The 23049-nt window shown below is 69.1% G+C and carries 22 protein-coding genes; 5 read left to right on the top strand and 17 right to left on the bottom strand.

What is annotated here, in order from left to right:
• The gene (locus DR046_RS10820) at positions 1-267 is read right to left on the bottom strand and encodes a hypothetical protein (RefSeq protein ID WP_115382453.1); all 267 of its coding nucleotides are present in this window, start codon (positions 265-267) and stop codon (positions 1-3) included.
• 20 nt (positions 268-287) lie between these two features.
• On the bottom strand, positions 288-3017 hold the full coding sequence (locus DR046_RS10815; RefSeq protein WP_115382395.1) for a [protein-PII] uridylyltransferase family protein: 2730 nt from the start codon (positions 3015-3017) through the stop codon (positions 288-290).
• 52 nt (positions 3018-3069) lie between these two features.
• Between DR046_RS10815 and DR046_RS10810 the strand changes: the two genes are divergently transcribed.
• On the top strand, positions 3070-3537 hold the full coding sequence (locus tag DR046_RS10810; RefSeq protein ID WP_115382394.1) for a YbaK/EbsC family protein: 468 nt from the start codon (positions 3070-3072) through the stop codon (positions 3535-3537).
• Here DR046_RS10810 and DR046_RS10805 read toward each other — a convergent pair whose 3' ends face one another.
• From DR046_RS10805 to DR046_RS10765, 9 genes are all read right to left on the bottom strand, one after another.
• Positions 3538-4758, bottom strand: coding sequence for a cysteine desulfurase (locus DR046_RS10805; RefSeq protein ID WP_115382393.1), 1221 nt, complete (start codon positions 4756-4758; stop codon positions 3538-3540).
• Positions 4751-5305, bottom strand: coding sequence for a YIP1 family protein (locus DR046_RS10800; protein ID WP_115382392.1), 555 nt, complete (start codon positions 5303-5305; stop codon positions 4751-4753). Before DR046_RS10800 ends, DR046_RS10805 begins: the two co-directional genes overlap by 8 nt.
• On the bottom strand, positions 5305-6561 hold the full coding sequence (locus tag DR046_RS10795; RefSeq protein WP_115382452.1) for a SufB/SufD family protein: 1257 nt from the start codon (positions 6559-6561) through the stop codon (positions 5305-5307). Before DR046_RS10795 ends, DR046_RS10800 begins: the two co-directional genes overlap by 1 nt.
• The gene (gene sufC, locus DR046_RS10790) at positions 6558-7313 is read right to left on the bottom strand and encodes a Fe-S cluster assembly ATPase SufC (protein ID WP_115382391.1); all 756 of its coding nucleotides are present in this window, start codon (positions 7311-7313) and stop codon (positions 6558-6560) included. The genes DR046_RS10795 and sufC overlap by 4 nt, the downstream gene beginning before the upstream one ends.
• A gap of 12 nt (positions 7314-7325) precedes the next feature.
• Positions 7326-7667 (bottom strand): hypothetical protein, encoded by a 342-nt coding sequence (locus tag DR046_RS10785; protein WP_115382390.1) that lies wholly within the window; start codon positions 7665-7667, stop codon positions 7326-7328.
• Between the two features lie 19 nt (positions 7668-7686).
• Entirely contained in the window at positions 7687-8001 is a 315-nt protein-coding gene (locus DR046_RS10780) for a heavy metal-binding domain-containing protein (RefSeq protein WP_115382451.1), read from the bottom strand.
• Between the two features lie 35 nt (positions 8002-8036).
• Positions 8037-9578: a Fe-S cluster assembly protein SufB gene (gene sufB, locus DR046_RS10775; protein ID WP_115382389.1), complete on the bottom strand. Its 1542-nt coding sequence runs from the start codon at positions 9576-9578 to the stop codon at positions 8037-8039.
• The gene (locus DR046_RS10770; protein ID WP_115382388.1) at positions 9575-10612 is read right to left on the bottom strand and encodes a cysteine desulfurase family protein; all 1038 of its coding nucleotides are present in this window, start codon (positions 10610-10612) and stop codon (positions 9575-9577) included. Before DR046_RS10770 ends, sufB begins: the two co-directional genes overlap by 4 nt.
• 111 nt (positions 10613-10723) lie before the next feature.
• Complete coding sequence (locus DR046_RS10765; RefSeq protein ID WP_115382387.1) at positions 10724-14125, bottom strand: indolepyruvate ferredoxin oxidoreductase family protein; 3402 nt, start codon at positions 14123-14125, stop codon at positions 10724-10726.
• A 128-nt stretch (positions 14126-14253) separates the two neighbouring features.
• Here DR046_RS10765 and DR046_RS10760 point away from each other — a divergent pair, with 128 nt between their 5' ends.
• Positions 14254-15156: a LysR family transcriptional regulator gene (locus DR046_RS10760; RefSeq protein WP_115382386.1), complete on the top strand. Its 903-nt coding sequence runs from the start codon at positions 14254-14256 to the stop codon at positions 15154-15156.
• A 159-nt stretch (positions 15157-15315) separates the two neighbouring features.
• Here the strand turns inward: DR046_RS10760 and DR046_RS10755 are convergent, their stop codons facing one another.
• Complete coding sequence (locus tag DR046_RS10755) at positions 15316-15741, bottom strand: SufE family protein (RefSeq protein ID WP_115382385.1); 426 nt, start codon at positions 15739-15741, stop codon at positions 15316-15318.
• A 110-nt stretch (positions 15742-15851) separates the two neighbouring features.
• On the opposite strand from DR046_RS10755, the gene DR046_RS10750 reads away from it, so the two are divergent.
• Entirely contained in the window at positions 15852-16322 is a 471-nt protein-coding gene (locus DR046_RS10750; protein ID WP_115382384.1) for a hypothetical protein, read from the top strand.
• 9 nt (positions 16323-16331) lie between these two features.
• Here DR046_RS10750 and DR046_RS10745 read toward each other — a convergent pair whose 3' ends face one another.
• The 4 genes from DR046_RS10745 to hisI form a co-directional block, all read right to left on the bottom strand.
• A complete protein-coding gene (locus DR046_RS10745) occupies positions 16332-17462 on the bottom strand; it encodes a cobalamin-independent methionine synthase II family protein (protein WP_115382383.1) in 1131 nt (376 codons plus the stop codon).
• A 196-nt stretch (positions 17463-17658) separates the two neighbouring features.
• A complete protein-coding gene (gene eda / locus DR046_RS10740; protein WP_115382382.1) occupies positions 17659-18294 on the bottom strand; it encodes a bifunctional 4-hydroxy-2-oxoglutarate aldolase/2-dehydro-3-deoxy-phosphogluconate aldolase in 636 nt (211 codons plus the stop codon).
• Between the two features lie 93 nt (positions 18295-18387).
• Entirely contained in the window at positions 18388-20193 is a 1806-nt protein-coding gene (gene edd, locus DR046_RS10735) for a phosphogluconate dehydratase (protein WP_115382381.1), read from the bottom strand.
• An 83-nt stretch (positions 20194-20276) separates the two neighbouring features.
• Positions 20277-20633 carry a phosphoribosyl-AMP cyclohydrolase gene (gene hisI / locus DR046_RS10730; protein WP_115382380.1) on the bottom strand — a complete coding sequence of 119 codons (357 nt, stop codon included), beginning with the start codon at positions 20631-20633 and terminating at the stop codon, positions 20277-20279.
• A 67-nt stretch (positions 20634-20700) separates the two neighbouring features.
• Here hisI and DR046_RS10725 point away from each other — a divergent pair, with 67 nt between their 5' ends.
• Complete coding sequence (locus DR046_RS10725; protein WP_115382379.1) at positions 20701-21156, top strand: iron-sulfur cluster assembly scaffold protein; 456 nt, start codon at positions 20701-20703, stop codon at positions 21154-21156.
• 53 nt (positions 21157-21209) lie between these two features.
• Positions 21210-22622, top strand: a complete 1413-nt coding sequence (locus DR046_RS10720) for a methyl-accepting chemotaxis protein (RefSeq protein WP_115382378.1) — start codon at positions 21210-21212, stop codon at positions 22620-22622.
• Positions 22623-22844: 222 nt separating this feature from the next.
• Here DR046_RS10720 and DR046_RS24625 read toward each other — a convergent pair whose 3' ends face one another.
• Positions 22845-22970, bottom strand: a complete 126-nt coding sequence (locus tag DR046_RS24625) for a hypothetical protein (RefSeq protein WP_280652834.1) — start codon at positions 22968-22970, stop codon at positions 22845-22847.
• Positions 22971-23049 lie beyond the last annotated feature (79 nt).

Here is a 23049-nt window from a genome sequence, read left to right as displayed (position 1 = left end):
TCAGGTCACCCGCGCCGACCGGCCGCCCCGGCGGCCCTTCCGCGCGGGCGCCTCGAGCCCGTCGCGCAGGACCCGGCTCATCGGATGGTCCGGCGCGCCGTGCATCGCCAGCAGGCGGGGGATCGCCTCGGAGGTCTCGCCCGGCAGGCTCAGCGCCCAGTCGAGGAAGATCGAGCGGCATTCCGGCTCGGTGATGCCCTCGATGCGATAGGCCTCGTGGATCAGCCCCTTGGGGTCGTCCGGCCCCTGCCCCGGTTTCGATGCCATCGCATCCTCCATGCTGCGCCTCAGCTACCCGGCCCCGCGCCACGGTCAAGCGCCGTCTCGATGGCGATTCGAGCCGTTTCGGCGGCGGCGTCGCAGGCATCGGCCACCGCCTCGGCATCGGGCCGGCCCAATCGCTCCGCCAGCAGGGCCTCGCCCCCGGCGCCGAGCGTTCCCGGCGGCTCCTCGGCGCTGAGCAGCCGCAGCACCTGCTGCGTGTCCGACAGGGTCCGGTAGGCCTGAGACAGGCTTCGCCGCTCGCCCTCGGTCAGCCAGCCGGGCTGGGCCAGCTGCGCGTCCATGGCGCGCGCGTCGGCCCCGGCGATCAGGGCATGGGCCTGGCCCACCAGCTCGATCTCTCGCATCCGCCCGGGGCCCGACTTCACCGACAGCCGCTCGCCGCGCCGCCCCGCCTCGGCCAGCCTGCGCCGCAACTCGCCAACCTCCTCGACCACGCGGGCCGCGCCGAACCGCGATCCGGCCAGCACGTCGCAGCGGGCCGTCTCCGCCGCCTCGCAAAGTGCTGCGTCCCCGACGACGGCCCGGGCGCGGGTCAGCGCCATATGCTCCCAGACGCGCGCCTCCTCGGCCTGATAGGTGCGGAAGCCCGACAGCGCCGTCGCCACCGGCCCCTGCCGCCCGGACGGGCGCAGCCGCATGTCGACCTCGTAGAGCCGGCCTTCGCCCGTCGGCGCCGACAGCGCCGTGATGAGCGTCTGGGTGAACTTCGCCGACCATTGCGCCGCGCCCAGCTCTCTCCGGCCGTCCGACACGGCGCCCGCCTCGGCGCCGTCATGCAGCACGACGAGGTCCAGGTCAGACCGCGCCGTCAGCCGACCGACGCCGAGCGACCCCATCCCCAGCCCCGCCAGCCGCAGCCCCGGCACCTGGCCGTAGCGCCGCGCCGTCTCGGACTCGGCGGCCTGCCAGCAGGCGGCGAGCGTGGCCTCGGCCAGCCGACCGTAGGCCGCCCCGGCCTCCTGCGGGCCGGCCAGCCCGCGCAGCAGATGCACGCCGATTCGGAAATGCGATTCGCGGTGCCAGACCCGCAGCTGCCCGAGGCTGGTCTCGAAATCCTCGTCGGCGGGCGGGGCCTCGTACCGCTCCGGCAGGTCGGCCAGGAAGTCCCCGCCGATCACCGCATCCAGCACGCCCGAATTGCGCGCCAGATGGCGCGCAAGGTCTGGCGAGGTGGTGCAGATATCGGCGATCAGGTCGACCAGCACGGGGTTCGCCTGGAACAGCGAGAAAAGCTGCACCCCCGCCGGCAGGCCGCGGAGAAAGTCGTCGAAGGCGGCCAGCGCCTCCTCCGGCCGTGCCGCGCGGGACAGCGAGGTCAGGAGCGCGGGGCGCAGCCGCGCGAAGATCTCCCGCGCGCGGGCGGAGCGGAGCGCGGGATAGGTCTCCCACCGGTCGGTCACGGCCACGGCGCCGGGGATCGGGTCCGGCGCGGGCGCCGGAGAGGCAGGCCGGAATCGCGGCTCCACGATCGCCTCCACCGCCTCCATCCGCGCGCGCAGATCGGCAACGAACGCGGCGGTGTCCGCCACCCCCATGAAGCGCGCGAGCCGGTCCAGCCCCTCGGGCGAGGCCGGGATGCGATGCGTCTGCGCGTCCTGCACCATCTGCACGCGATGCTCGACCTGCCGCAGGACACAGTAGCTCTGGCCCAGCGTCGCGGCCTCCTCGGCCTCGACCCAGCCCGCGGCGACCAGCCGGTCCAGCGCCTCCAGCGTGCCGCGCACCCGAAGCGAGGGATCGCGCCCGCCCGAGACGATCTGGTGCGTCTGGGCGAAGAACTCGATTTCGCGGATGCCGCCCTGCCCCAGCTTCACGTCATGGCCCGGCACCTCCCACGGGCCGCCATAGCCCTTGTGGTCGCGGATGCGCAGCCGCATGTCATGGGCGTCCTGCACCACCGCGAAATCGAGATGCCGCCGCCAGACGAAGGGGGCAAGCCGGTCGAGGAACGCTTCGCCCGCCGCGATGTCGCCCGCCGCCGGCCGCGCCTTGATCCAGGCGGCCCGCTCCCAGGTGCGGCCCATGGCCTCGAAGTAACGCTCCGCCGCCTCCATCGACAGCACGATGGGCGTGGATCCGGGATCGGGCCGAAGCCGCAGGTCGGTGCGGAAGACGTAGCCATCGGCGGTCACGTCCGACAGCGTCGCCATCGCAAGCCGCGCCGCCTTGAGAAGCCGCGCTCGCACCTCGCCGTAATCCTCTGGCGTGTAGCGGCTTTCGTCGAACAGCAGCACGAGGTCGATGTCGCTGGAATAGTTGAGTTCTCCGGCGCCCATCTTGCCCATCGCCATCGCGACCAGCCCGCCGCTCGGACCCTCCAACCCGCGCCCGTGGCGCGCCAGCCCCCAGGCCATCGCGGCCTCGACCGTGACGTCGGCGAAGCGGGTCCAGGCCCCGGCCGCCTCCATGACCGGCCAGACGCCGCCCAGCTCCGCCAATCCGCACAGCAGCGCCATCCGCCGCTTGGCCTGGCGCAGCACGGCCTTCGGGTCGCCGTCGAAAGCTGCGAGCTCCGCGCAGGTCTCCTCCAAGGCGGCGGCGGGATCGCGGTCCCAGACCTCCGCCAGCCAGTCCGCCTCCTTCGCCATCAGCCCGGCGAGATAGGGGCTGCACCCGGCCGCGCCCCCGATCAGCGGCGCGACTTCCACCGGGGGGCTCAGCCGCGCGACGGCCTCCTCCCCAGCGCATCGGTCAAAGGGCAAGGGCGTGCGGGTGATGCGGTCACGAAACATGATCCGACCTCAACCCCTTGCCGCGGCGCGCGTCAACGGGCAGTCAAAGCCCATGAGCAAGAGCCTGAAGCGCGTCACCGCCTGTCTCGAGGCCGAAGGCCTCGCCGCCCGCCCGGTCGAGATGCCGGGTGAGACCCGAACCGCCCAGCAGGCCGCCGACGCGGTCGGCTGCCATCTGGACCAGATCGCGAAGTCGATCATCTTCGGCTTCGGCGACGGCTGCGCGTTGTTCCTGACCGCGGGCGGCAATCAGGTCGACCCGGACAAGGCGACCGCGCTCGCCGGGGCGCCGCTCGGCCGCGCCGACGCGGACACCGTGCGCCGGGTGACGGGCTTCGCCATCGGCGGCGTCTCCCCGGTCGGCCACCTCACGCCCAGCCCGGTCTGGATCGACCCCCGCCTTGCGGAGTTCGACACCGTCTGGGCCGCCGCGGGCACGCCGCGACACGTCTTCCCGATATCCCCCGTGGATCTGACGCGGATCACCCGTGCGATTCAGGCGAATTTCACCGCCGACTGATCACGCGAAGAGGTCGTGGCAAAGCTCCAGCGCGTCGACGAGGACGTCGACCTCCTGCTTCGTGTTGTAGACCCCGAAGCTCGCCCGGCAGGTCGCCGTGACGCCCAGATGCTCCATCAGCGGCTGCGCGCAGTGATGCCCCGCCCGCACCGCGACGCCCTTCTTGTCGAGCACGGTCGAGATGTCGTGCGCATGCGCCGCCCCCTCCAGAGTGAACGAGAAGATCGCTGCCTTTTCCGTGCTTTGCCCCTGGACGTTCAACCAGTTCAGCCCGCCCAGCCGGTCACGGGCATAGTCGCGCAGGCCGCGCTCATGGGCGGCGATGGCGTCCATGCCGAGATCCATCATCCACTCCAGCGCGGCGCCGAGCCCGATGGTCTGCACGATCCCCGGCGTCCCGGCCTCGAACTTCATCGGCGGATCGTTCCAGGTGACGCGGTCGCGATGCACCTCGCGGATCATGTCGCCGCCGCCGAGGAAGGGCCGCATCTCGGCCATCCGCTCGGGCCGGATGAAGACCGCCCCGGAACCGCTTGGACCGTATAGCTTGTGCCCCGTGATGGCGTAGAAGTCGCAGCCGATCTCGGAGACGTCCACCGGCATGTGGACCGCCGCCTGAGAGCCGTCGACGACCGTGGCGATCCCCTTCTCGCGCGCGGCGGAGCAGATCGCCTTCACGTCAACGACGGTGCCCAGAACGTTGGAAAGATGAGTAATCGCGATCATCTTCGTGCGATCGGTCACGGCATCCAGCACCGCCTGGGGATCGAGGTCGCCGTTCACATCCGGCTCGACCCAGACCAGTTCGACCCCCTGCCGTTCCCGCAGGAAATGCCAGGGCACGATGTTGGCGTGATGCTCCATCACCGACAGCACGATCTGATCGCCCGCCTCCAGCCGCGGCGCGGCCCAGCCGTAGCTGATGAGGTTCATCGCCTCCGTCGTGCCGGAGGTGAAGACGATGCTCTCCTCCGACGGCGCGTTCAGGAAGCGCGCCACGGTTCCGCGCACCGCCTCGTAGTTCTCGGTCGAGATGGTCGAGAGGGTGTGCAGCCCACGGTGGACGTTGGAATATTCCTGCGCATAGGCGCGCTGGATCGTGTCGAGCACGACCCGCGGCTTCTGCGCCGACGCGCCGTTGTCGAGATAGACCAGCGGCTTGCCGTTCACCTCGCGACCGAGGATCGGGAACTGCGCGCGGATGGTGTCGATATCAAGCATTCGGGGTCTCCGCCGCATAAAGCGCGTTGAGCGATATCCAGATGAAGCCGCAGACCAGGATCACGCCCACGGCGGTCTCGGCCGGGCCGGGGCCGACGAAGCCCGAGGTCAGGCCCAGAAGCAGCAGCGCCGGGGTGATAGCGAGGAACGAGAAGAACAACGCGACCCGAACGCGCAGTCCGGTGCCCCGCCCGCCCAGCAGATGCGCGACCCCGCGCAGGATCCAGGCAAGGCCGTACATCAGCAGCGGCACGATGAAGATCCAGCCCATCAACGCTCCGGACATGAGCGCCTCGAACTTCGTGTCGGCGACGTCCACGACGACCATGCCGGCCGCCTGTGCCTCTTCCACGATGCGCGCGTCGAGCTCCGGGTCGATCTCGCGCGAGCGGCGGACCAGGGCCGGAAGCTGCGCGACGAAGCCCAGCACCGAGGCCGCTGCCAAGTAGACGAAGGCCACCCGGTCGCTCGGCCCCCCGGCCAGAAGCTCCGTCACGACCCGGCGGGGGCGCAGCCACGCCCTCGGGATGTCGCGTGTGACGGCCATCAGTGCGTCGAGAGCCAGCCTGCGAGGCAGTCGTTCACATGCTCGCGCAGGGCCTCGTCGTCAATCTCTTCAAGGGCTTCGGCGAGGAAGCTCAGAACCAGCAGGTCCGTCGCGTCCCGCTTCGAGACCCCGCGCGAGCGCAGGTAGAACAGCGCCGTCTCGTCGATCGCCCCGGTAGTGGAGCCGTGAGAGCAGGCGACGTCGTCGGCGTAGATTTCGAGTTCCGGCTTGGCCAGGAAGACGCTGTCGTCGTCGAGCAGCAGCGACTGGGAAATCTGATATCCGTCCGTCTTCTGCGCGCCTTCCTTCACGAGGATCTTGCCCTGGAACACGCCCGTCGCGCCGTCACGAAGGACCTTCTTGAACACCTGCCGGCTCTCGCAATCGACGGCGTCATGGGTCACGAAGACGGTGTCGTCATGGTGGAAATCGCCCCGACCGAATGCGGCCCCCGCGATGGTGGCGGAGCCTTCATCGCCAGTGAGGTCGATCGTGCCCTCGTTGCGCACGAAGGCGCCCTGCGCCGATAGGGTGAAGGATTTCAACACGCTGCGAGCCGAAAGTGCGGCGAAGAAATGGGTGTTCACATGCCGCTTCGGATCCGGATCCTGGATGCGGAGGTGGTGCAGCGCACCGTCCTCGGCGATCTCGGCCTCAAGCGCCGTGTTCCCGCGATTCCCCGGCGTGCCGGATTCGAGCAGGGTCAATGTGGCGCCGGCCTCGATCTTGACCACGTGATGCAGGATCGGGTCGGTGCCGGGGGCGTAGCGGATATGAACCGGCCGCGCGACCTTCCCCTTGGCGCGCAGCAGCACGCCATCGGTTGCGAAGGCGGTGTTGAGCATCCCGAAGGGCCGGGAGACCGGGCGCGAGCCGGCGGCCTCGCGCGTGCCGTAGATCTCCCTGGCCCAATGGATATCCGCCCCTGCCGCATGGCGGAGCGTATCGACCTCCAGCCCCTCCGGCGCACCATCGGGAACGATGACGGCATCGCCGTCGACGGTAATGACAAAGCCGTCGATCCCGGCGAAGGGGTCGTCGCCTGCGGCTTCGGCCGCGCCCTCGGGCTCGGGGGCATTCAGCGGGCGCGGATCGGTATAGCGCCAGTATTCATCGCGCCGCCCGGGCAGGCCGACGGCCCGCAGACGGTCCAGAGCGTCCTTGCGCGCCGCACCGAGCCAGCCACCGCCCTCGGGCAGGGTCAGCGCGCCGAGACGGTCCTCGGTGGCTTGTCGCTTCGCTTCGCCGACCATCAGGCGACCTCGTTCAGGATGTCGCCGTAGCCGTTCGTCTCGACCTCGAGCGCCAACTCCGGCCCGCCGGACTTCACGATGCGGCCATCGGACATGATGTGCACGACATCCGGCCTGATGTGGTCGAGAAGCCGCTGGTAGTGCGTGATCACGAGGAAACCGCGATCCGGCCCGCGCAGGGCGTTCACACCCTCGGCCACCAGCTTCATCGCGTCCACGTCGAGCCCGGAGTCGGTCTCGTCCATGATGCACATCTTCGGCTCCAGCATGGCCATCTGCAGGATCTCGTTGCGCTTCTTCTCCCCGCCGGAGAAGCCGACATTGACCGGACGCTTCAGCATCTCCGCGTCGATCTTCAGCGTCTTGGCCTTCTCTCGGACGAGCTTGAGGAAATCGCCGGCCGACAGTTCCTCCTGCCCGCGTGCCTTGCGCTGCGCGTTCACGGCGGTGCGCAGGAAGGTCATGTTGCCGACGCCGGGGATCTCGACGGGGTACTGGAACGCGAGGAAGAGGCCGGCGGCGGCCCGCTCCTCCGGTTCCAGGTCGAGCAGATCCTCACCTTCGAGCGCGGCGCTGCCCTCGGTCACCTCGTAGCCGTCGCGGCCGGACAGCACGTAGGAGAGCGTGGACTTGCCCGAGCCGTTCGGGCCCATGATGGCATGGACCTCACCATAGGGGACCTGCAGGTCGATCCCCTTCAGGATCTGCTTGTCCTCTTCCTCGAGCTTCACATGGAGGTTCTCGATCTTCAGCATGTCCGTTCCTCGTCAGCGCCTTGGAGCGCGATGTTCATCAAGTTTCACGAGATCGCCGCGCCGCTGCGCCGCCTCTCGCCGTTTCTCGGTCTCGGCGATGCGATAGGCTTCCATCGCCGCCGCCTCGTCCTCGCGGAACGCGGCCTCGGCCCGTTCCAATGCGTTGATCGCAAACCCGAAGGCGACGGGCCCCACGATCAGACCCGCCATGGCCAGCGGGTATCCCTGATGCCCGAGCAGCAGGTCGAGCAATGACCCGACGACCGTCCCGCACCCCATCGCCGGGATCAGCAGCTGCGTCCCGCAGCGGGGCAGGAGGCGCAGCACATCGAGCGGGGTCGGGATGGTCGGCATCGGGCGCGTCCTCCGGGGTTCAGCCCTCCAGCGTGACGGCGGTGCCCGAGGCGCTGACCATCAACATGTTGTTGATGACCTCGTAGTCCAGATCGACGCCGACGACGGCGTTGCCGCCGATCGCCCGCGCACGCTCCTCCAGCTCGCGGAGCGCGGTCTCGCGCGCCTCCATCAGCGACTTCTCGTAGGCGCCCGAGCGCCCGCCGATGATGTCGGTGATCCCGGCGAACATGTCGCGAAACACGTTGGCACCGAGGATCGCCTCCCCGACGACGATGCCGTGATAGACGCTGATGCGGCGGCCCTCGACGCTGGGTGTCGTCGTGACGATCAGGCCGGTCGTCCCGCTCTCCGCGCGACCCCAGGGCATCAGCCCACCGACCCTTCGAGCGAGATCGCAACCAGCTGCTGCGCCTCCATCGCGAACTCCATCGGCAGCGCCTGAAGCACCTCCTTGCAGAAGCCGTTGACCACGAGGGCCACCGCCTCCTCCTCGTCCATGCCGCGGGAGCGGCAGTAGAAGAGCTGGTCGTCGTCCACCTTGGACGTCGTCGCCTCGTGCTCCACCCGCGAAGAGTTGTTGCGCACCTCGATATAGGGAACCGTGTGCGCCCCGCATTCCGACCCGATCAGCAGCGAGTCGCATTGCGTGTAATTGCGCGAGTTCTTGGCCCGCGGATGCATCGACACGAGCCCGCGATAGGTGTTCTGCGCCTTGCCCGCCGAAATTCCCTTCGAGACGATCCGCGACTTCGTGTTCTTGCCCAGATGCACCATCTTGGTGCCGGTATCGGCCTGCTGGTAGTTGTTGGCGATGGCGATGGAATAGAATTCGCCCTGACTGTCGTCGCCGCGCAGGATGCAGGACGGGTACTTCCAGGTCACGGCGGAGCCGGTCTCGACCTGGGTCCACATCACCTTGGACCGCGCGCCCCGGCAATCGGCGCGCTTGGTGACGAAGTTGTAGATGCCGCCCTTGCCGTTCTCGTCGCCCGGATACCAGTTCTGGACGGTCGAATACTTGATCTCCGCATCATCGAGCGCGACCAGCTCGACGCAGGCCGCATGCAGCTGCGCCACGTCGCGCTGCGGCGCGGTGCAGCCTTCGAGGTAGCTGACATAGCTGCCCTCGTCGGCGATGATCAGCGTCCGCTCGAACTGGCCGGTGTTTTCGGCATTGATGCGGAAATATGTCGACAGCTCCATCGGGCAGCGCACGCCCTTCGGGACGTAGACGAAGGACCCGTCCGAGAAGACGGCGGCGTTCAGCGTGGCGTAGTAGTTGTCGGACTGCGGGATGACCGAGCCCAGATACTTCTTCACCAGCTCCGGATGCTCCTGGATCGCCTCGGAGATCGAGCAGAAGATGACGCCTGCGGCGGCCAGCTCCTTCTTGAAGGTCGTACCGACCGAGACGCTGTCGAACACGGCGTCGACGGCGACCTTGCGGTCGTCCGGCGCGGGCTTGACCCCGGCGAGGATCGCCTGCTCCTTCAGCGGGATGCCGAGCTTGTTGTAGGTCTCCAGCAGCTTCGGATCGACCTCGTCCAGCGACTTCGGCTTCTCCTTCATCGAGGCCGGGCGGGCATAGTAGTATTGATCCTGGAAGTTGATCTCCGGGTACTGGACCATCGCCCATTTGGGCTCCTTCATCCTGGTCCAGCGGCGATAGGCCTCGAGGCGCCAGTCCAGCATCCACTGCGGCTCGTCATTGCGCTCCGAGATCAGGCGGACGATGTCCTCCGACAGGCCCTTCGGCGCGAACTCCATCTCGATCTCGGTGTTCCAGCCGTGCTTGTAGGTGCCCGAGAGCGCCTTGACCGCCTCGACGGTCTCCGCCTCGACGCCTTCCTTGGCGCGCATCTCGGCGGCGGCGCGTTCCCTGACCCTGATGTCGTCGAGTGCCGTCATGACCGTCTCCTGTCTCTGAGGCGTTTGTACGATTCTACGAATCGCGCCACCTCTTGTTCCGTCGTGGTCGGGCCGAGGCTCACGCGGATCGCGCAATCGGCCTCGCCCGGCCCGTATCCCATCGCGGAGAGCACCGCGCTCTCCCGCACCTTGCCCGACGAACAGGCCGAGCCCGCGCTGACCGCGAACCCCGCCAGATCCAGCGCCATGACCTGCGTTTCGCCCTTCCATCCGGGGGTGATCAGGCAGGCCGTGTTGGGCAGGCGCTTCGATTCCTTACCGACGAAAATAGTCGGATTACCCGCGTCCTCAAGACTTGTTTCTAGAAAAGTTCTAAGTTGGGCGACCCGGTCCCAGGCCCCCGCCTCCAGGTCCCGCGCCGCCGCCTCAGCCGCCGCTCCGAAGCCCGCGATCCCGATGACGTTCTCGGTGCCCGAGCGGCGGCCCATCTCCTGCCCGCCGCCCCTGATCCTTGCTACGATGTCGAGCCCGCGCCGGATCACCAGCGCGCCGATCCCCTTCGGACCGCCCAGCTTGTGGGCCGAGACCAGCGCCATCTCGGCGCCGGTCCAGTCGAAGGCGAGGGGCAGCTTGCCGAAGCCCTGCGTCATGTCCGACAGCGCGAGGCCCTGCGGCAGGTCCTGCACGATCCCGGTCTCGGAATTGGCCAGTTGCAGCGCCGTGCGCGCCGGGTCGGCCACGGTCACGGCGCCATGCCGGTCCACCGGGAGCGACCCGTCCCCCCAGGCCGCGACCGCCTCGTGCTCGACGGGCGCGGTGGCGATGCCCCTGCCCTCCATGGCGAGCGCCGCCGCCTCGGTCGCGCCCGAGACGAAGACGATGTCGGCACCCTGCGCACCCAGCGCCGCGGCCACCTGCGCCCGCGCCCGCTCGATCAGGCCCTTGGCCGCGCGCCCCTCGCCATGGACCGAGGACGGGTTTCCTATCACGTCCATCGCCGCGACCATGGCGTCGCGCGCCTCGGGCCGCAGCGGCGCCGTCGCGTTCCAGTCGAGATAGACCCGCTCGCGCATGGCGCCTGTCCTTCCTGTGGCTCGAAATACTCCGGGGGGTGTCCAGAGGGGGCCCGCGGCCCCCTCTGGGCAGGGGGTGCGGGGGACGGCAGTCCCCCGCGTCCCTCCCTCTTACTCCGCCGCCCGCGACAGGGGCGCCCCGCCCGCCCAGATGACCGAAAGCAGCTCCTCACGCCGCTTCGCCGCCTTCGCCTCGTTCGCCGCCTTCACCGGTCCGAAGCCCCGGATCTGGAGCGGAAGTTCGGCCAGCGCGACGACCGCCTCCATCGTCGCCGGGGTCGCCTTGCCCAGCGCCTCGGCCATGTCGGCCTCGTATTGCGCGATCAGCGCACGCTCCATCTTTCGCTCCGCCGTGCGCCCGAAGGGGTCGAAAGGCGTGCCGCGCAGCCCCTTGAAGCGCGCGAGCAGCGGATAGGCGCGCTCGATCCACTCGCCGAAGGCGCGCTTCCTCGGGCGGCCGTCCGGGCCCTCCTTCGTCAGCATCGGCGGCGCCAGGTGATAGGTCAGCTTCAGGTCGCCGTCGAAGGCGGCGCGCGCCTTGTCGCGGGTCGATTGCAGCAGCCGCGCGACCTCGTACTCGTCCTTGTAGGCCAGCAGCTTGTGATAGCCCTTCGCGACCGCCTCGCGCAGGCGGGGATCGGCGATGCCATCCAGCATCTGCCGGTAGCGGCGGGCGTAGCGCTTCGACTGGTAGGCCGTCAGGTGCTCGACCCGGATGGCGATCTTTGCCTCCAGCGTCTCGGGCAGCTTGATCACCTTGTCCGCGGTCACGTTCGCCGCGTCCTCGGGATGCAGCACGGCCCAGCGCCCGATCTCGAAGGCGCGCTGGTTCTTCTCGACGGCGGCGCCGTTCAGCTCCACCGCCTTCAGGATCGCCTCGTGAGACAGGGGCACGAGGCCCTTCTGCCAGGCGGCGCCCAGGATCATCATGTTCGAGAAGATCGTGTCGCCCAGAAGCGCCTCGGCCAGGGCCGAGGCGTCGAACATCGTCAGCCGGTCGCGCAGCCGCGCCTGAAGCGACAGCTGCAGCCGGTCGGCGGGCAGCTTGAAGTCGGCGTTACGGGTGAACTCGCCGGTGACGATCTCGTGCGCGTTGACCACGGCGCCGGTGCGACCGGTGGAGGTGAGCGACAGCGTCTTGGCCCCCGCGCTGACCACCAGGTCGCCGCCGATCAGCGCGTCGCATTCGCCGAGGGCGACACGGATCGCGCTGATATCTGACGGCTTCTCCGCCAGCCGGCAATGCAGCGCCACGGCCCCGCCCTTCTGCGCGAGCCCTGCCATCTCCATCAGCCCGGCGCCCTTGCCGTCGAGATGGGCGGCCATGGCCATCACGGCACCGATGGTCACGACGCCGGTCCCGCCGACGCCGGTGATGACCGTGTTCCAGGTGCCGTCGATGGCGGGCAGGTCCGGCTCGGCCATGTCGGGCAAGTCGACGGACTGCGTGGCCGCCTTCTTCAGCTTCGCCCCCTCGATCGACACGAAGGAGGGGCAGAAGCCGTTGACGCAGCTGTAATCCTTGTTGCAGGTCGACTGGTCGATGGCGCGCTTGGTGCCGAACTCGGTCTCGACCGGCACGATCGAGACGCAGTTCGACTGCACGCCGCAATCGCCGCAGCCCTCGCAGACATCGGTGTTGATGAAGATGCGCCGGTCCGGGTCCGGGAACAGCCCGCGCTTGCGACGGCGGCGCTTCTCGGCGGCGCAGGTCTGGATGTAGAGGATGGCGCTGACGCCCTCGACCTGCTGCATCTTCTCCTGGACCTTGGGCATATCCTCGCGCTCGTGCCAGTCGAGCCCGGCGGGGAACTTCGATCTGTCAACGTCCTCCTTCTCGTCATAGACGACGGAGATGGTCTTCACCCCCATCGCCTGCAGCTCCTTCGCGATCTGCTCGGGCCGGAGGTCGCCCTCGTTGTGCTGGCCGCCGGTCATCGCGACGGCGTCGTTGTAGAGGATCTTGTAGGTGATGTTCGTCCCGGCGGCCAAGGCCGCGCGGATGGCGAGGATGCCAGAGTGGTTGTAGGTGCCCTCGCCCAGGTTCTGGAAGACGTGCTTGCGCTTGGAGAACAGCGACTCGCCCACCCAGTTCACGCCTTCGGCGCCCATATGGGTGTAACCTTCCGTCGAGCGGTCCATCCACAGCGCCATGACGTGGCAGCCGATGCCCGCGCCCGCGCGCGCGCCCTCGGGCACCTTGGTCGAGGTGTTGTGCGGGCAGCCGGAGCAGAACCAAGGCGTCCGGACCGCGATCTCGGAGGCGTTGTCGGAGCGGCGCACCTCTCCGATCCGCGCCAGCCCCGCCTCCATGCGGTCGGTCATCCGGCCCTCTTCCTTGAGGACGCGGCCCAGCTTCTCGGCGATGTCGGTCGGGTCCAGCGCGAAGCTCTGCGGAAACAGGCGGTTCCCGGCTCCGTCCTTGTAGCCGTAGACGCGGCGACCGTGGCGGTCGTCGAAGATCGCCTCCTTGACCTGCACCTCGAGCAGCTTGCGCTTCTCCTCGACGCAGACGATCAGCTCCAGCCCCTCGGCCCAGTCGTGCAGGCCCTTCATGTCCATGGGCCAGGTCTGGCCGACCTTGTAGGTCGTGATCCCCAGCCGCTGGCATTCCGCATCGTCCAGGCCCAGCAGCCCCATCGCATGCACGAGGTCGAGCCAGTTCTTGCCGTGGCTGACGAAGCCGATCTTGGCGCCGGGTTTCCCGTGCATCCGCTTGTCGATGCCGTTGGCGTGGCTGAACGCCTCGGCGGCCCAGCGTTTGTGGCCGAGCAGACGCTCCTCCTGCGGGATCCAGTGGTCGTTGAGGCGGATGTTCAGCCCGCCTTCGGGGATCGGGTAGTCGGGGATGACGAAGCTCTGCCGGTCGGGGCGGCCGTCGACGACCGAGGTCACCTCGACCGTGTCCTTCATCGTCTTGATGCCGACCCAGAGGCCGGAATAGCGGCTCAGCGCATAGCCGTAGATGCCGTAGTCCAGGATCTCCTGCACGCCGGCGGGGCTCAGCACCGGCATGTGCACGTCGACCAGCGCCCAGTCGGACTGGTGACAGGTGGTGGAGCTTTCGCCGGTATGGTCGTCGCCCATCGCCATCAGCACGCCGCCATGCTTCGAGGTGCCGGCCATGTTGACATGCCGCATCGCGTCGCCCGAGCGGTCCACCCCCGGGCCCTTCCCGTACCAGAGGCCGAAGACGCCGTCATACTTGCCCTCGCCGCGCAGCTCCGCCTGCTGCGCGCCCCAATGGGCGGTGACGGCGAGGTCCTCGTTGAGGCCCGGCTTGAAGACGATGTCGTTCGCCTCCAGCACCTTCTGCGCCTTCGCCATGTTCAGATCGACGCCGCCCAGCGGCGAGCCGCGATAGCCCGTCACGTAACCGGCGGTGTTCAGCCCGGCGCGGCGGTCCCGCTCCTTCTGCATCAGCATCAGGCGCACCAGCGCCTGCGTGCCGTTCAGCAGAACCTGTTCCTTCTCAAGGTCGTAGCGATCATGCAGGGAAACGTCTTGACGCATGGGGTGGTCCTCCTGATCGGATATATAGGTCACATTTGCTGACCTATAAAGACATTTCTTTGACGCCACAGCTTATCGTGAGCCGCCTTCTATGCGAAGCAGACGCGCGGGAGCCGGGGATTCGCCTCATGGACTGGGACAAGCTGCGCATCTTCCACGCCGTCGCCGATGCGGGGTCGCTGACCCACGCAGGTGACATCCTGCATCTCTCGCAATCGGCGGTCTCGCGGCAGATCCGCGCGCTGGAGGAAGCGCTCGACACGACGCTCTTCCACCGCCACGCCCGCGGGCTGATCCTGACCGAGCAGGGCGAGCTTCTGTTCGACGCGACGCAGCACATGACCAAGCGGCTCGACGCCGCCGCCGCCCGCATCCGCGACAGCGAGGAGGAGGTGTTCGGCAACCTGCGGGTGACGACGACCATCGGCTTCGGCTCGATCTGGCTCGCCCCGCGTCTGCCCAAGCTCTATGCCAAGTTCCCCGACCTGAGCCTCGATCTGATGCTTGAGGAGCGTGTGCTCGACCTGCCCATGCGCGAGGCCGACGTCGCCATCCGCCTGAAGGAGCCGTCGCAGGCCGACCTCGTGCGCAAGCGGCTGATGGACGTGCGGATGCAGCTTTTCGCGACGCCCGAGTACATCGCCGAGAACGGGGTCCCGGCTGGACCCGAAGACCTCGCCCAGCATCGGCTGATTTGCCAGCATGTCTCGGCGACGCAGGTATCGGCTGGCGCCACGCTCGTGCGGGAGCTGATGAGCTATCCGATCGGGCGGACGCTGACGGTGAACAACTATTTCGGGGTGCTGCAAGCGACGCTGTCGAACCTCGGGGTGGGCGTGCTGCCGGACTATCTCCAGCAGGATTTCCCGAACCTCGTCAGGGTCCTGCCGAATACCGAGTCGAACATCGTCCCGGTCTTCCTGGCCTTCCCGGAAGAACTGCGCGGCTCGCGCCGGGTGGAGGCGTTCCGCGACTTCGTGGTCGAGGAGGTGGTCGCCTACCGCCGCGCCCGCCAGGAACGGAGCGGCTGAGCCCTGCAACGGACGCATAGCAGGGTTGCACCGAATCGTTCAGTTTCTGCCTTGTCCGAAGGCATTGCGCTTCGTATCTGAGCTTCCGAAGCGGTGCACCGCACCCCTTCACCTCCCTGTTGGACTTGGCCGGACTTCGCGTCCGGCCTTTTTTTTGGCTTATCCCGCCGACTCGGCCGCGACCTTGCGGATGCGCTGCACCATGGCGCGCAGCCCGTTGGACCGCTGTGAGGAGAGGTGCTCGTCCAGCCCGAGACGGCCGAGCTCGGCCGGGGCGTCGACGGCGCCGACCTCCGACACCGGCAACCCGCCATAGAGATCGTGCAGCACGGCGATCAGCCCGCGCACGATCATCGCATCCGACTCGCCCGCGAAGTCGAAGACCGCGCCGGGGCCTTGCCCTTCGATCCGGGGATGCAGCCAGACCTGGCTGGCGCAGCCGTCGACCTTCGTCGCGGGCACCTTCAGCGCGTCGTCGAGCGGCGGGAAGGCCTTCCCCATGTCGATGACATGGCGATAGCGGTCCTCCCAATCCTCCAGGAACTCGAAGGTCTCGACCAGCTCCTCGAATTTCTCTTGCGCCATGGGGCCCCCTTTCGCCGCCTGAGGTAGGCGCGGAGGGCGATGCCGTCCAGCGGCTTCCCATGCCGCGCGCGATGGGCTAGCCCACGGGCGGCGATGAGGAGTGGGACGAGATGGGGATCGGAGCGAGACTGACGGCCGGGCTGGCCGTGGCGGCGCTGACGGCCTGCGGCGGGGGCACCGGCGACGGCGAGCGCGCGGGAGGCGGCATCCGCGGCTTCGATTTCTTCGGCGGCGGCAGCGAGGCGGCGCTGGACGAGCTGCGCGCCGTCGCGGGCGAGCCGCTGGTCGACCAGATCGTCTCGCTGGAGATCGCGCCCACGCCGGGCGGCGCCATCGTCTCGGCCGTCGGGCTGCCGCCGACCCAGGGCTACTGGGACGCGGATCTCGTCCGGGTTCCGACAGAAGAGCCTTCTGTCCTGCTGCTCGAGTTCCGCCTGCTTCCCCCGCCGGAACCGCGCCCTGTGGGCACCCAGCCCTCGCGCGAGGTGCTGGCGGGAAGGGTCCTTTCGCTTCAGGATCTTGCCGGCATCAGCACCATCGCGGTCCAGGCCCAGCGCAACCGCGCCACCTCGCGCCGCTGAGGCGGCGCCTCAGGCGCGGGAGCTGGCCAGCGCGGCGCCCTCGGCCAGGCTGGCGAGCTTGGCATAGGCGATGTCCGGGTCCACCGCGCCGAAGCCCGCGAAGGTGCCGAAGCCGCAATCGCTGCCGGCGATGACGCGGTCCGGGCCGACGATGGCGGCGAAGCGGCCCAGGCGTTCGGCGACGACTTCGGGATGCTCGACGAAGTTGGTGGTCGAGTCGATCACGCCCGGGACCAGCACCTTGTCCTCGGGAATCTCGGAGGCGCGGTCGCGGAAGACCTGCCATTCATGGGCGTGGCGCGGATTCGAGGTCTCGAACAGAAGCTGCGAGGCGTTCACCGACAGGAAGGTCGAGAAGACCTTGTCCATCGGGATGTCGCAGACATGCGGGCCCTCGTAGTTGCCCCAGCAGATATGGACGCGCACGCGCTCGGGGTCGATGCCGTCGAGCGCGGCGTTCAGCGCCTCGACATGGCTGGCGGCGATCTTCAGGAACTCCGCGTCGGACAGATTGGCGAAGAGCATGTGGCGGGACAAGGCCAGATCGGGGCAGTCGAGCTGGAGGTAGAGGCCGCTGTCGACGATGGTGCGGTATTCCTCCCGCATCGCGTCCGAGAGGGCGGCGAGATAGGCGTCGCGGGTCGGGTAGAAGTCGTTCTGGAGGAACAGCGAGATCACCCCCGGCGAGGCCGCGTTCATGAAGCCCTCGGCCGCGCCATGCGCGGCCATGGCCGCCTTGAGGTTGGCGATATCGGTCAGAAGCTCCCCCTGCCCCTTCGACCGCACCTCGCCCGTGCACATCGGGCGGGCAAATTTCGGGCTGCTGCCCTCTTGCGACAAACGTTTGAGAAAGGTTGGGAAAAGCTTCAGGTCGGCGGGGGCGTTGCGTGGGGATTCGCCCGAGAAGCCGGTGTAGCGGTCCTTGACGTAGGTCGCGTAGCTGATCTTGGAGGTCTCTCCGTCCGAGACGATATCGACCCCGGCCTCGACCTGCCGGCGCACCGTTTCGGAGCAGGCGGAGGTCATCTGCGCGTTGAATGCAGTCTGGTCGTAGGGCTCCCCACGCTCCCGCGCGAAGATCATGTCGACCGTCGCCTGGCTGCGCGGCAGGGACCCGACATGGGTCACGCGGATGGGCATTTCGGGTCCTTCTCCCCGGGTCGCGAGCGGAGTGGCACGAGGCACGATGGGCCGCAAGTTCGGGCCGGAATCCACAGGTGATCCGGGTCGGATCCAGGTCTGATTTCGGTCCGACGCAGATCCGGCCGCGCGCCTGGCGGAGGGGCCGGGGGACGCCCCCCGGACCCCCGGCGGGGAACGCGGCTCCCGGAGCGGCTCAGCGGGCCGCGGCCTCCCGCGCCAGCGCCTCGATCCCGGCCCAGTCGCCCGCCGCCATCAGGTCCTTCGGCGCCACCCAGGAGCCGCCGACGCAGACCACGTTCGCCAGCGACAGGTAGTCGGCCTTGTTCGCCGGGCTCACCCCGCCGGTCGGGCACCACGCGATCTGCGGGATCGGCGCGCCGATGGCCTTGAGGGCGGGCGCCCCGCCCGAGGCTTCGGCGGGGAAGAACTTGAGCATGTCGAAGCCCTTTTCCAGCAGCGCCATCGCCTCGGTCGCGGTGGCCGCGCCGGGCAGGAGCGGCAGGCCCTCGTCGGCACAGGCCTGAAGCAGCCGGTCGGTCGCGCCGGGGGACACGCCGAAGGTGGCGCCCGCCGCCTTGGCGGCCTTCACGTCCTCGGGCGTGAGCAGGGTCCCGGCGCCGACGATCCCGCCCGGCACCGCCGCCATCGCGCGGATGCAGTCGAGCGCCGCGGGGGTGCGCAGCGTCACCTCCAGCGCGGGCAGGCCGCCGGCGACGAGCGCCTCGGCCAGCGGCGCGGCCTGCGCGGGGTCGTCCAGGACGAGAACGGGAATCACGGGGGCGCGCGCGGCGATGTCGCGGGCGGCGCGGGACTGGTCGGCTGGGGTCATGGCGGGTCCTTGCGAATTCCGGGCGATCTTCGGGCCTGGCCCGTGCAGGTTCAAGCTGGCGCGCGCCCCGGGCCGGGCCCGGGGCGGCAGGTCTCAGACGACGACGCCCGCGCCCTGATCGGCGCGGCCGGCCGTCTGGCGGAAGACCTCGAACAACTCGCGCCCGATGCCGTAGGCGTTCCCCGACAGGTCCGGCGCGGCCGGTTCGCGATCCTCGACGCCCTCGGTCAGGCAGGACAGCTCTCCGGTGGTGGCGTCGTAGCGGATCACGTCGCCGTCCCAGAGCTTGCCGATGAGCCCGCCGTCCAGCGCCTCGGGTGCGACATGGATCGCCGAGGGCACCTTGCCCGAGGCGCCAGACATGCGCCCGTCGGTCACCAGCGCAACCTTGAAGCCCTTCTGTTGCAGCACCGACAGCGCCGGCGTCAGGGCGTGCAGCTCGGGCATGCCGTTCGCCTTCGGTCCCTGGAAGCGCAGCACGACGATCACGTCGCGGTTCAGCTCCCCCGCCTTGAAGGCGGCCTTCACCTCCGCCTGGCTGTGGAAGACGGCGCAGGGCGCCTCGATCACGTGATGCTCGGCATCGACGGCGCTGATCTTGGTGACGCCCAGGCCGAGGTTGCCGCGCATCTGACGGAGGCCGCCGGTCGGCGCGAAGGGGTCGTGGGGTGGGCGAAGGATCTTGTCGTTCTGGCTTTCGCGCGGCCCCGGCTCCCACAGGAGGCGGTCGCCCTTGAGCTTCGGCTCGGTCGCGTATGCCGAAAGCCCCTGCCCCGCGACGGTCTGCACGTCCTCGTGCAGGAGCCCTGCCTCGAGCAGATGGCCGATCATGTAGGGCAGCCCGCCCGCTGCGTGGAAGTGGTTCACGTCCGCGAGGCCGTTCGGATAGACTCGCGCCATCAGCGGAGTCGTCTCGGAGACCGCGTCGAAATCGGCGCAAGTAAGCTGCACCCCCGACGCGCGGGCCATGGCGATCATGTGCAGCACGAGGTTGGTCGAGCCCCCGGTCGCCATCAGGCCGACCAAGCCGTTGACCCAGGCCTTCTCGTCCAGCACGTCGCAGACCGGCGTGAAGGCGTTGCCCAGCGCGGTGATCTCGGTCGCGCGGCGCGCGGCCTCGTCCGTCAGCGCGTCGCGCAAGGGCGTGCCGGGGTTCACGAAGGAGGCGCCGGGCAGGTGCAGTCCCATGAACTCCATCAGCATCTGGTTGGAATTGGCCGTTCCGTAGAAGGTGCAGGTGCCCGGCCCGTGATAGGAGGCCATCTCGGCCTCCATCAGCTCCGCCCGGCCGATCTTGCCCTGCGCGAATTCGCGGCGCACCCGCGCCTTCTCGTCGTTGGGCAGCCCGGAGGTCATCGGCCCGGCGGGTACGAAGATGCCCGGCAGGTAGCCGAAGGTCGCCGCCGCGATCACGAGGCCCGGCACGATCTTGTCGCAGATGCCCAGATAGAGCGCCGAGTCGAAGGTGTTGTGGCTGAGCGCCACGCCGGTCGCCAGCGCGATCACGTCGCGGGAGAAGAGCGACAGCTCCATCCCGTTCTGCCCCTGCGTGACGCCGTCGCACATCGCGGGCACGCCGCCCGCGACCTGCGCGGTGGCGCCCGCGGCGCGGGCGGCGGCCTTGATGCGGTCGGGGTAGTCCTTGAACGGCTGATGCGCGCTCAGCATGTCGTTATAGGCGGTGACAATCCCGATATTCGGGACGCGGTCGGCGACGAGGTCGTCCTTCTGATCCCCCATCGCGGCATAGGCATGGGCCTGGTTGCCGCAGTCGAGATGGGCGCGGCGCGGCCCCTCCTCGGCCTGGGCGCGCATCCGCGCGAGGTAGGAGGAGCGGGACTGGTGGGACCTTTCGCGGATCGTCTCGGTAATACGGTCGATGCGGGCGTCGAGCGGCATGGCATGTCTCCCTTCGCCGTCCCAATGCCTCGTTAGCGCTAACGGTTCAAGGGGGGACGGCGTCGAGGGGCGATGCGCCGCGGTCAGGCGAGGGGCGACATAAGCTCCCGCTCGCCCTCGGTCACCGAGGTGTAGAAGCAGGATCGCCGCCCGGTGTGGCAGGCGGGGCCGGTCTGGCGGACGACGGCGAGCAGGCAGTCGCGGTCGCAATCGACGCGCAGGTCGACCAGCTCCTGCACATGGCCCGAGGTCTCGCCCTTGACCCAGAACGCCTGGCGCGAGCGCGACCAGTAGGTGACGCGCTTCGTCGAAAGCGTCCGCGCCACGGCTTCGGCGTTCATCCAGGCCAGCATCAGCACCTCGCCGGAGCCTTCGGCCTGGGCGATGCAGGGGATCAGCCCGCGGTCGTCATAGCACAAGGTCGCAGGGTCGAAGGACATGAGGCCACCTTTGCAAGACGCGGTCGCGTCGCTACCTAAGGAGGCGAGACGCCGAAAGGAACCCGCGATGGCCGATGCAGACCTCATCAAGCTCTATTCCGGCCGCATCCTGGAACTGGCCGCCGACATGCCCGCGACCGCCCCGCTCGACGCGCCACAGGCCACGGTGCGCAAGCGCTCGCCGCTCTGCGGCTCGACGGTGACGGTGTCGCTGGACCTGAAGGACGGGCGGATCTCGCGCTATGCGCAGGACGTGAAGGCCTGTGCGCTGGGCCAGGCCTCGGCCTCGGTCTCGGGGCGCGCGATGATCGGCCGCGACCTGGCCGAGGTGCGGACGGCCCGCGACCAGCTGCGCGCCATGCTGCGCGAGGGCGGGCCCGCCCCCGACGCCCCCTTCGACGGGCTGGAGGTGCTGACCCCCGCCCGCGACTACCGCAACCGCCACGCCTCGATCCTGCTGGCGCTGGACGCGACGGTCGAGGCGCTCGAGTCGCTTTCCGACAGAGCCTTAACCGCTCCGTAACGGAGGCTCTGCTAGGCCCGGCGAAGCCTGGAGTCGCCGAGAGGGGCCGAGACATGACACGGAACGCGGTCCTTGCCGAGCAGCGCCCTGCCGTGCCGCGGGGACTTGCCCCGGAGATCGTGCCTCTCGGCTATCTCATCGTCGAGATCCTCGCCTTCCTCGACGGGCTGGAGGATCGGACCGGCACCAATCTCGCGGACCTGAAGACCCTGCGCGCCGCCGGCGACCGCATCAGCCGCGCCATCGCCGAGGTGGGGGCCGACATGCAGCGCCTCTCCGCCGCCGCGCAGGAGACGGAGAGGACCGCCGCGGGCAAGCTCGAATCGATCTCGGCCAATGCCGACCGCTTCCGGCGGCTGGGCGAATGGGGCACCGGCATCTCGTCGCGCACCTACGACCTGGAACGGGTGCTGCACGAGGTCGTGGGCGCGAACTCCCAGATCGCACGCATCGCGCGGCAGGTGAACATTCTGGCCGTCAACGCCTCGATCGAGGCGGCGCGGGCGGGCGATGCGGGCCGCGGCTTCGCCATCGTGGCCGAGGCCATCAACGAGCTGTCGCGCAAGACCGCCGAGGCTGCGGGCGGCATCTCCAATTCGATCGAATCGCTCGACGACTGGACCCGCGCCATGCGCGACGATTCGGAGCGCTATGCCGCCGACTTCGAGGCCGGCATCGCCGGCGCCGACGAGACCAGCCGCGTCGTCCGCGCGATCGCCGAGGAGATGACGCGCGCCCGAACCTCCATCGCGGCGGTCGAAAAGTCGATGAACGCGCTCGACGCCGACAACCAGACGGCGCAGCCGATCTACGACGCGATCGGCGCCACCGCCCAGGCCGTCGCGACCGAGGTCCACCAGGCCCGCGAACGCGCCAGCCGCATGATGGACACCTGCGAGACCCTGCTGCAGCGGGCCGTGAGCCAGGAAGACGACGGCCCCGACCACCGCTTCATCGCCCATGTCCGCAGGATGGCCGCGCGGGTGCAGCAGGCGATGAGCGCGGGGCTGGCCGGCGGCCTGATCTCGCGCGCCGATCTCTTCACCTTCGACTACGTCCCGATCCCGGGCAGCAACCCGGTCCAGCACGAGACGCCCTTCGCGCGCTTCACCGACCATACGGTCCAGGCCCTGCTGGAGGAGGCGCTGAACTTCGATCCTGCCGTGATCTTCTGCGCCATCTGCGACCGCAACGGCTACATCCCGACCCACAACCTCAAGTTCTCGCACCCGCCTGGCCCCGATCCGGCCTGGAACACGGCGCATTGCCGCAACCGCCGCATCTTCTCGGACCGCGCGGGCCGCAAGGCGGGCGCCAACCGCGCCCCCTTCCTGCTGCAGGTCTATCGCCGCGACATGGGGGCCGAGGGCTTCGTGATGATGAAGGACATCTCGGTGCCGATCACGATCGAGGGGCGCCATTGGGGTGGCCTGCGCATGGGCTATCGCGAGACGTCGGCGCGCTGACCCGGCACGAAAAAAACCGCCGCGCTCCGGGGGCGGAGGCGGCGGGAGAGGTGCATCCGGTGTCGCCGGGTCGAAGGTGTCAGAGGCCTTCGGGATCGGACGCGCCGCGGGGACGGGCGGGCGCCGGACGGGCGGCTCCGGGGAAGAGCCGGGGCAACGGGGATGCGGGCAGATTTCGGAACCCGCCCCGGCAGCGGGGCGAACGGATGGAACGGCGGGCGGTCAGGCCAGAAAGGTGGGCAGATGCAGCAGGCCGACGAGAAGCGTCACGAGCCAGATGCCGCCCAGCACGTCGAGCACCGGCTCCTCCGCAAGAAATTCGACTGTCTTCGTGAACCTGCGGGCCATGTTCGGTCCTCTTCGCTTGCTGCTCCTGTTTCTCTTTTGTTCCAGACCAGGAACGATCTGTAAAGAACTTTGTAAGAAC

Source organism: Jannaschia formosa, assembly GCF_003340555.1.
GTDB lineage: Bacteria > Pseudomonadota > Alphaproteobacteria > Rhodobacterales > Rhodobacteraceae > Jannaschia > Jannaschia formosa.
The sequence above is the reverse complement of the archived record's forward strand: the minus strand, read 5'-3'. Positions and strand labels throughout refer to the sequence as shown.

Coding starts and splice junctions, on each gene's coding strand:
- edd (WP_115382381.1), bottom strand. CDS start 20,193: ATGCCGCTCGACGCCCGCATCGACCGTATTACCGAGACGATCCGCGAA.
- hisI (WP_115382380.1), bottom strand. CDS start 20,633: ATGTCCTTCGACCCTGCGACCTTGTGCTATGACGACCGCGGGCTGATC.
- DR046_RS10765 (WP_115382387.1), bottom strand. CDS start 14,125: ATGCGTCAAGACGTTTCCCTGCATGATCGCTACGACCTTGAGAAGGAA.
- DR046_RS10770 (WP_115382388.1), bottom strand. CDS start 10,612: ATGCGCGAGCGGGTCTATCTCGACTGGAACGCGACGGCGCCGCTGCGG.
- DR046_RS10800 (WP_115382392.1), bottom strand. CDS start 5,305: ATGGCCGTCACACGCGACATCCCGAGGGCGTGGCTGCGCCCCCGCCGG.
- DR046_RS24625 (WP_280652834.1), bottom strand. CDS start 22,970: ATGGCCCGCAGGTTCACGAAGACAGTCGAATTTCTTGCGGAGGAGCCG.
- DR046_RS10750 (WP_115382384.1), top strand. CDS start 15,852: ATGGGGATCGGAGCGAGACTGACGGCCGGGCTGGCCGTGGCGGCGCTG.
- DR046_RS10810 (WP_115382394.1), top strand. CDS start 3,070: ATGAGCAAGAGCCTGAAGCGCGTCACCGCCTGTCTCGAGGCCGAAGGC.
- DR046_RS10805 (WP_115382393.1), bottom strand. CDS start 4,758: ATGCTTGATATCGACACCATCCGCGCGCAGTTCCCGATCCTCGGTCGC.
- DR046_RS10815 (WP_115382395.1), bottom strand. CDS start 3,017: ATGTTTCGTGACCGCATCACCCGCACGCCCTTGCCCTTTGACCGATGC.
- DR046_RS10820 (WP_115382453.1), bottom strand. CDS start 267: ATGGCATCGAAACCGGGGCAGGGGCCGGACGACCCCAAGGGGCTGATC.
- sufB (WP_115382389.1), bottom strand. CDS start 9,578: ATGACGGCACTCGACGACATCAGGGTCAGGGAACGCGCCGCCGCCGAG.
- DR046_RS10725 (WP_115382379.1), top strand. CDS start 20,701: ATGGCCGATGCAGACCTCATCAAGCTCTATTCCGGCCGCATCCTGGAA.
- DR046_RS10720 (WP_115382378.1), top strand. CDS start 21,210: ATGACACGGAACGCGGTCCTTGCCGAGCAGCGCCCTGCCGTGCCGCGG.
- sufC (WP_115382391.1), bottom strand. CDS start 7,313: ATGCTGAAGATCGAGAACCTCCATGTGAAGCTCGAGGAAGAGGACAAG.
- DR046_RS10760 (WP_115382386.1), top strand. CDS start 14,254: ATGGACTGGGACAAGCTGCGCATCTTCCACGCCGTCGCCGATGCGGGG.
- DR046_RS10745 (WP_115382383.1), bottom strand. CDS start 17,462: ATGCCCATCCGCGTGACCCATGTCGGGTCCCTGCCGCGCAGCCAGGCG.
- eda (WP_115382382.1), bottom strand. CDS start 18,294: ATGACCCCAGCCGACCAGTCCCGCGCCGCCCGCGACATCGCCGCGCGC.
- DR046_RS10785 (WP_115382390.1), bottom strand. CDS start 7,667: ATGCCGACCATCCCGACCCCGCTCGATGTGCTGCGCCTCCTGCCCCGC.
- DR046_RS10755 (WP_115382385.1), bottom strand. CDS start 15,741: ATGGCGCAAGAGAAATTCGAGGAGCTGGTCGAGACCTTCGAGTTCCTG.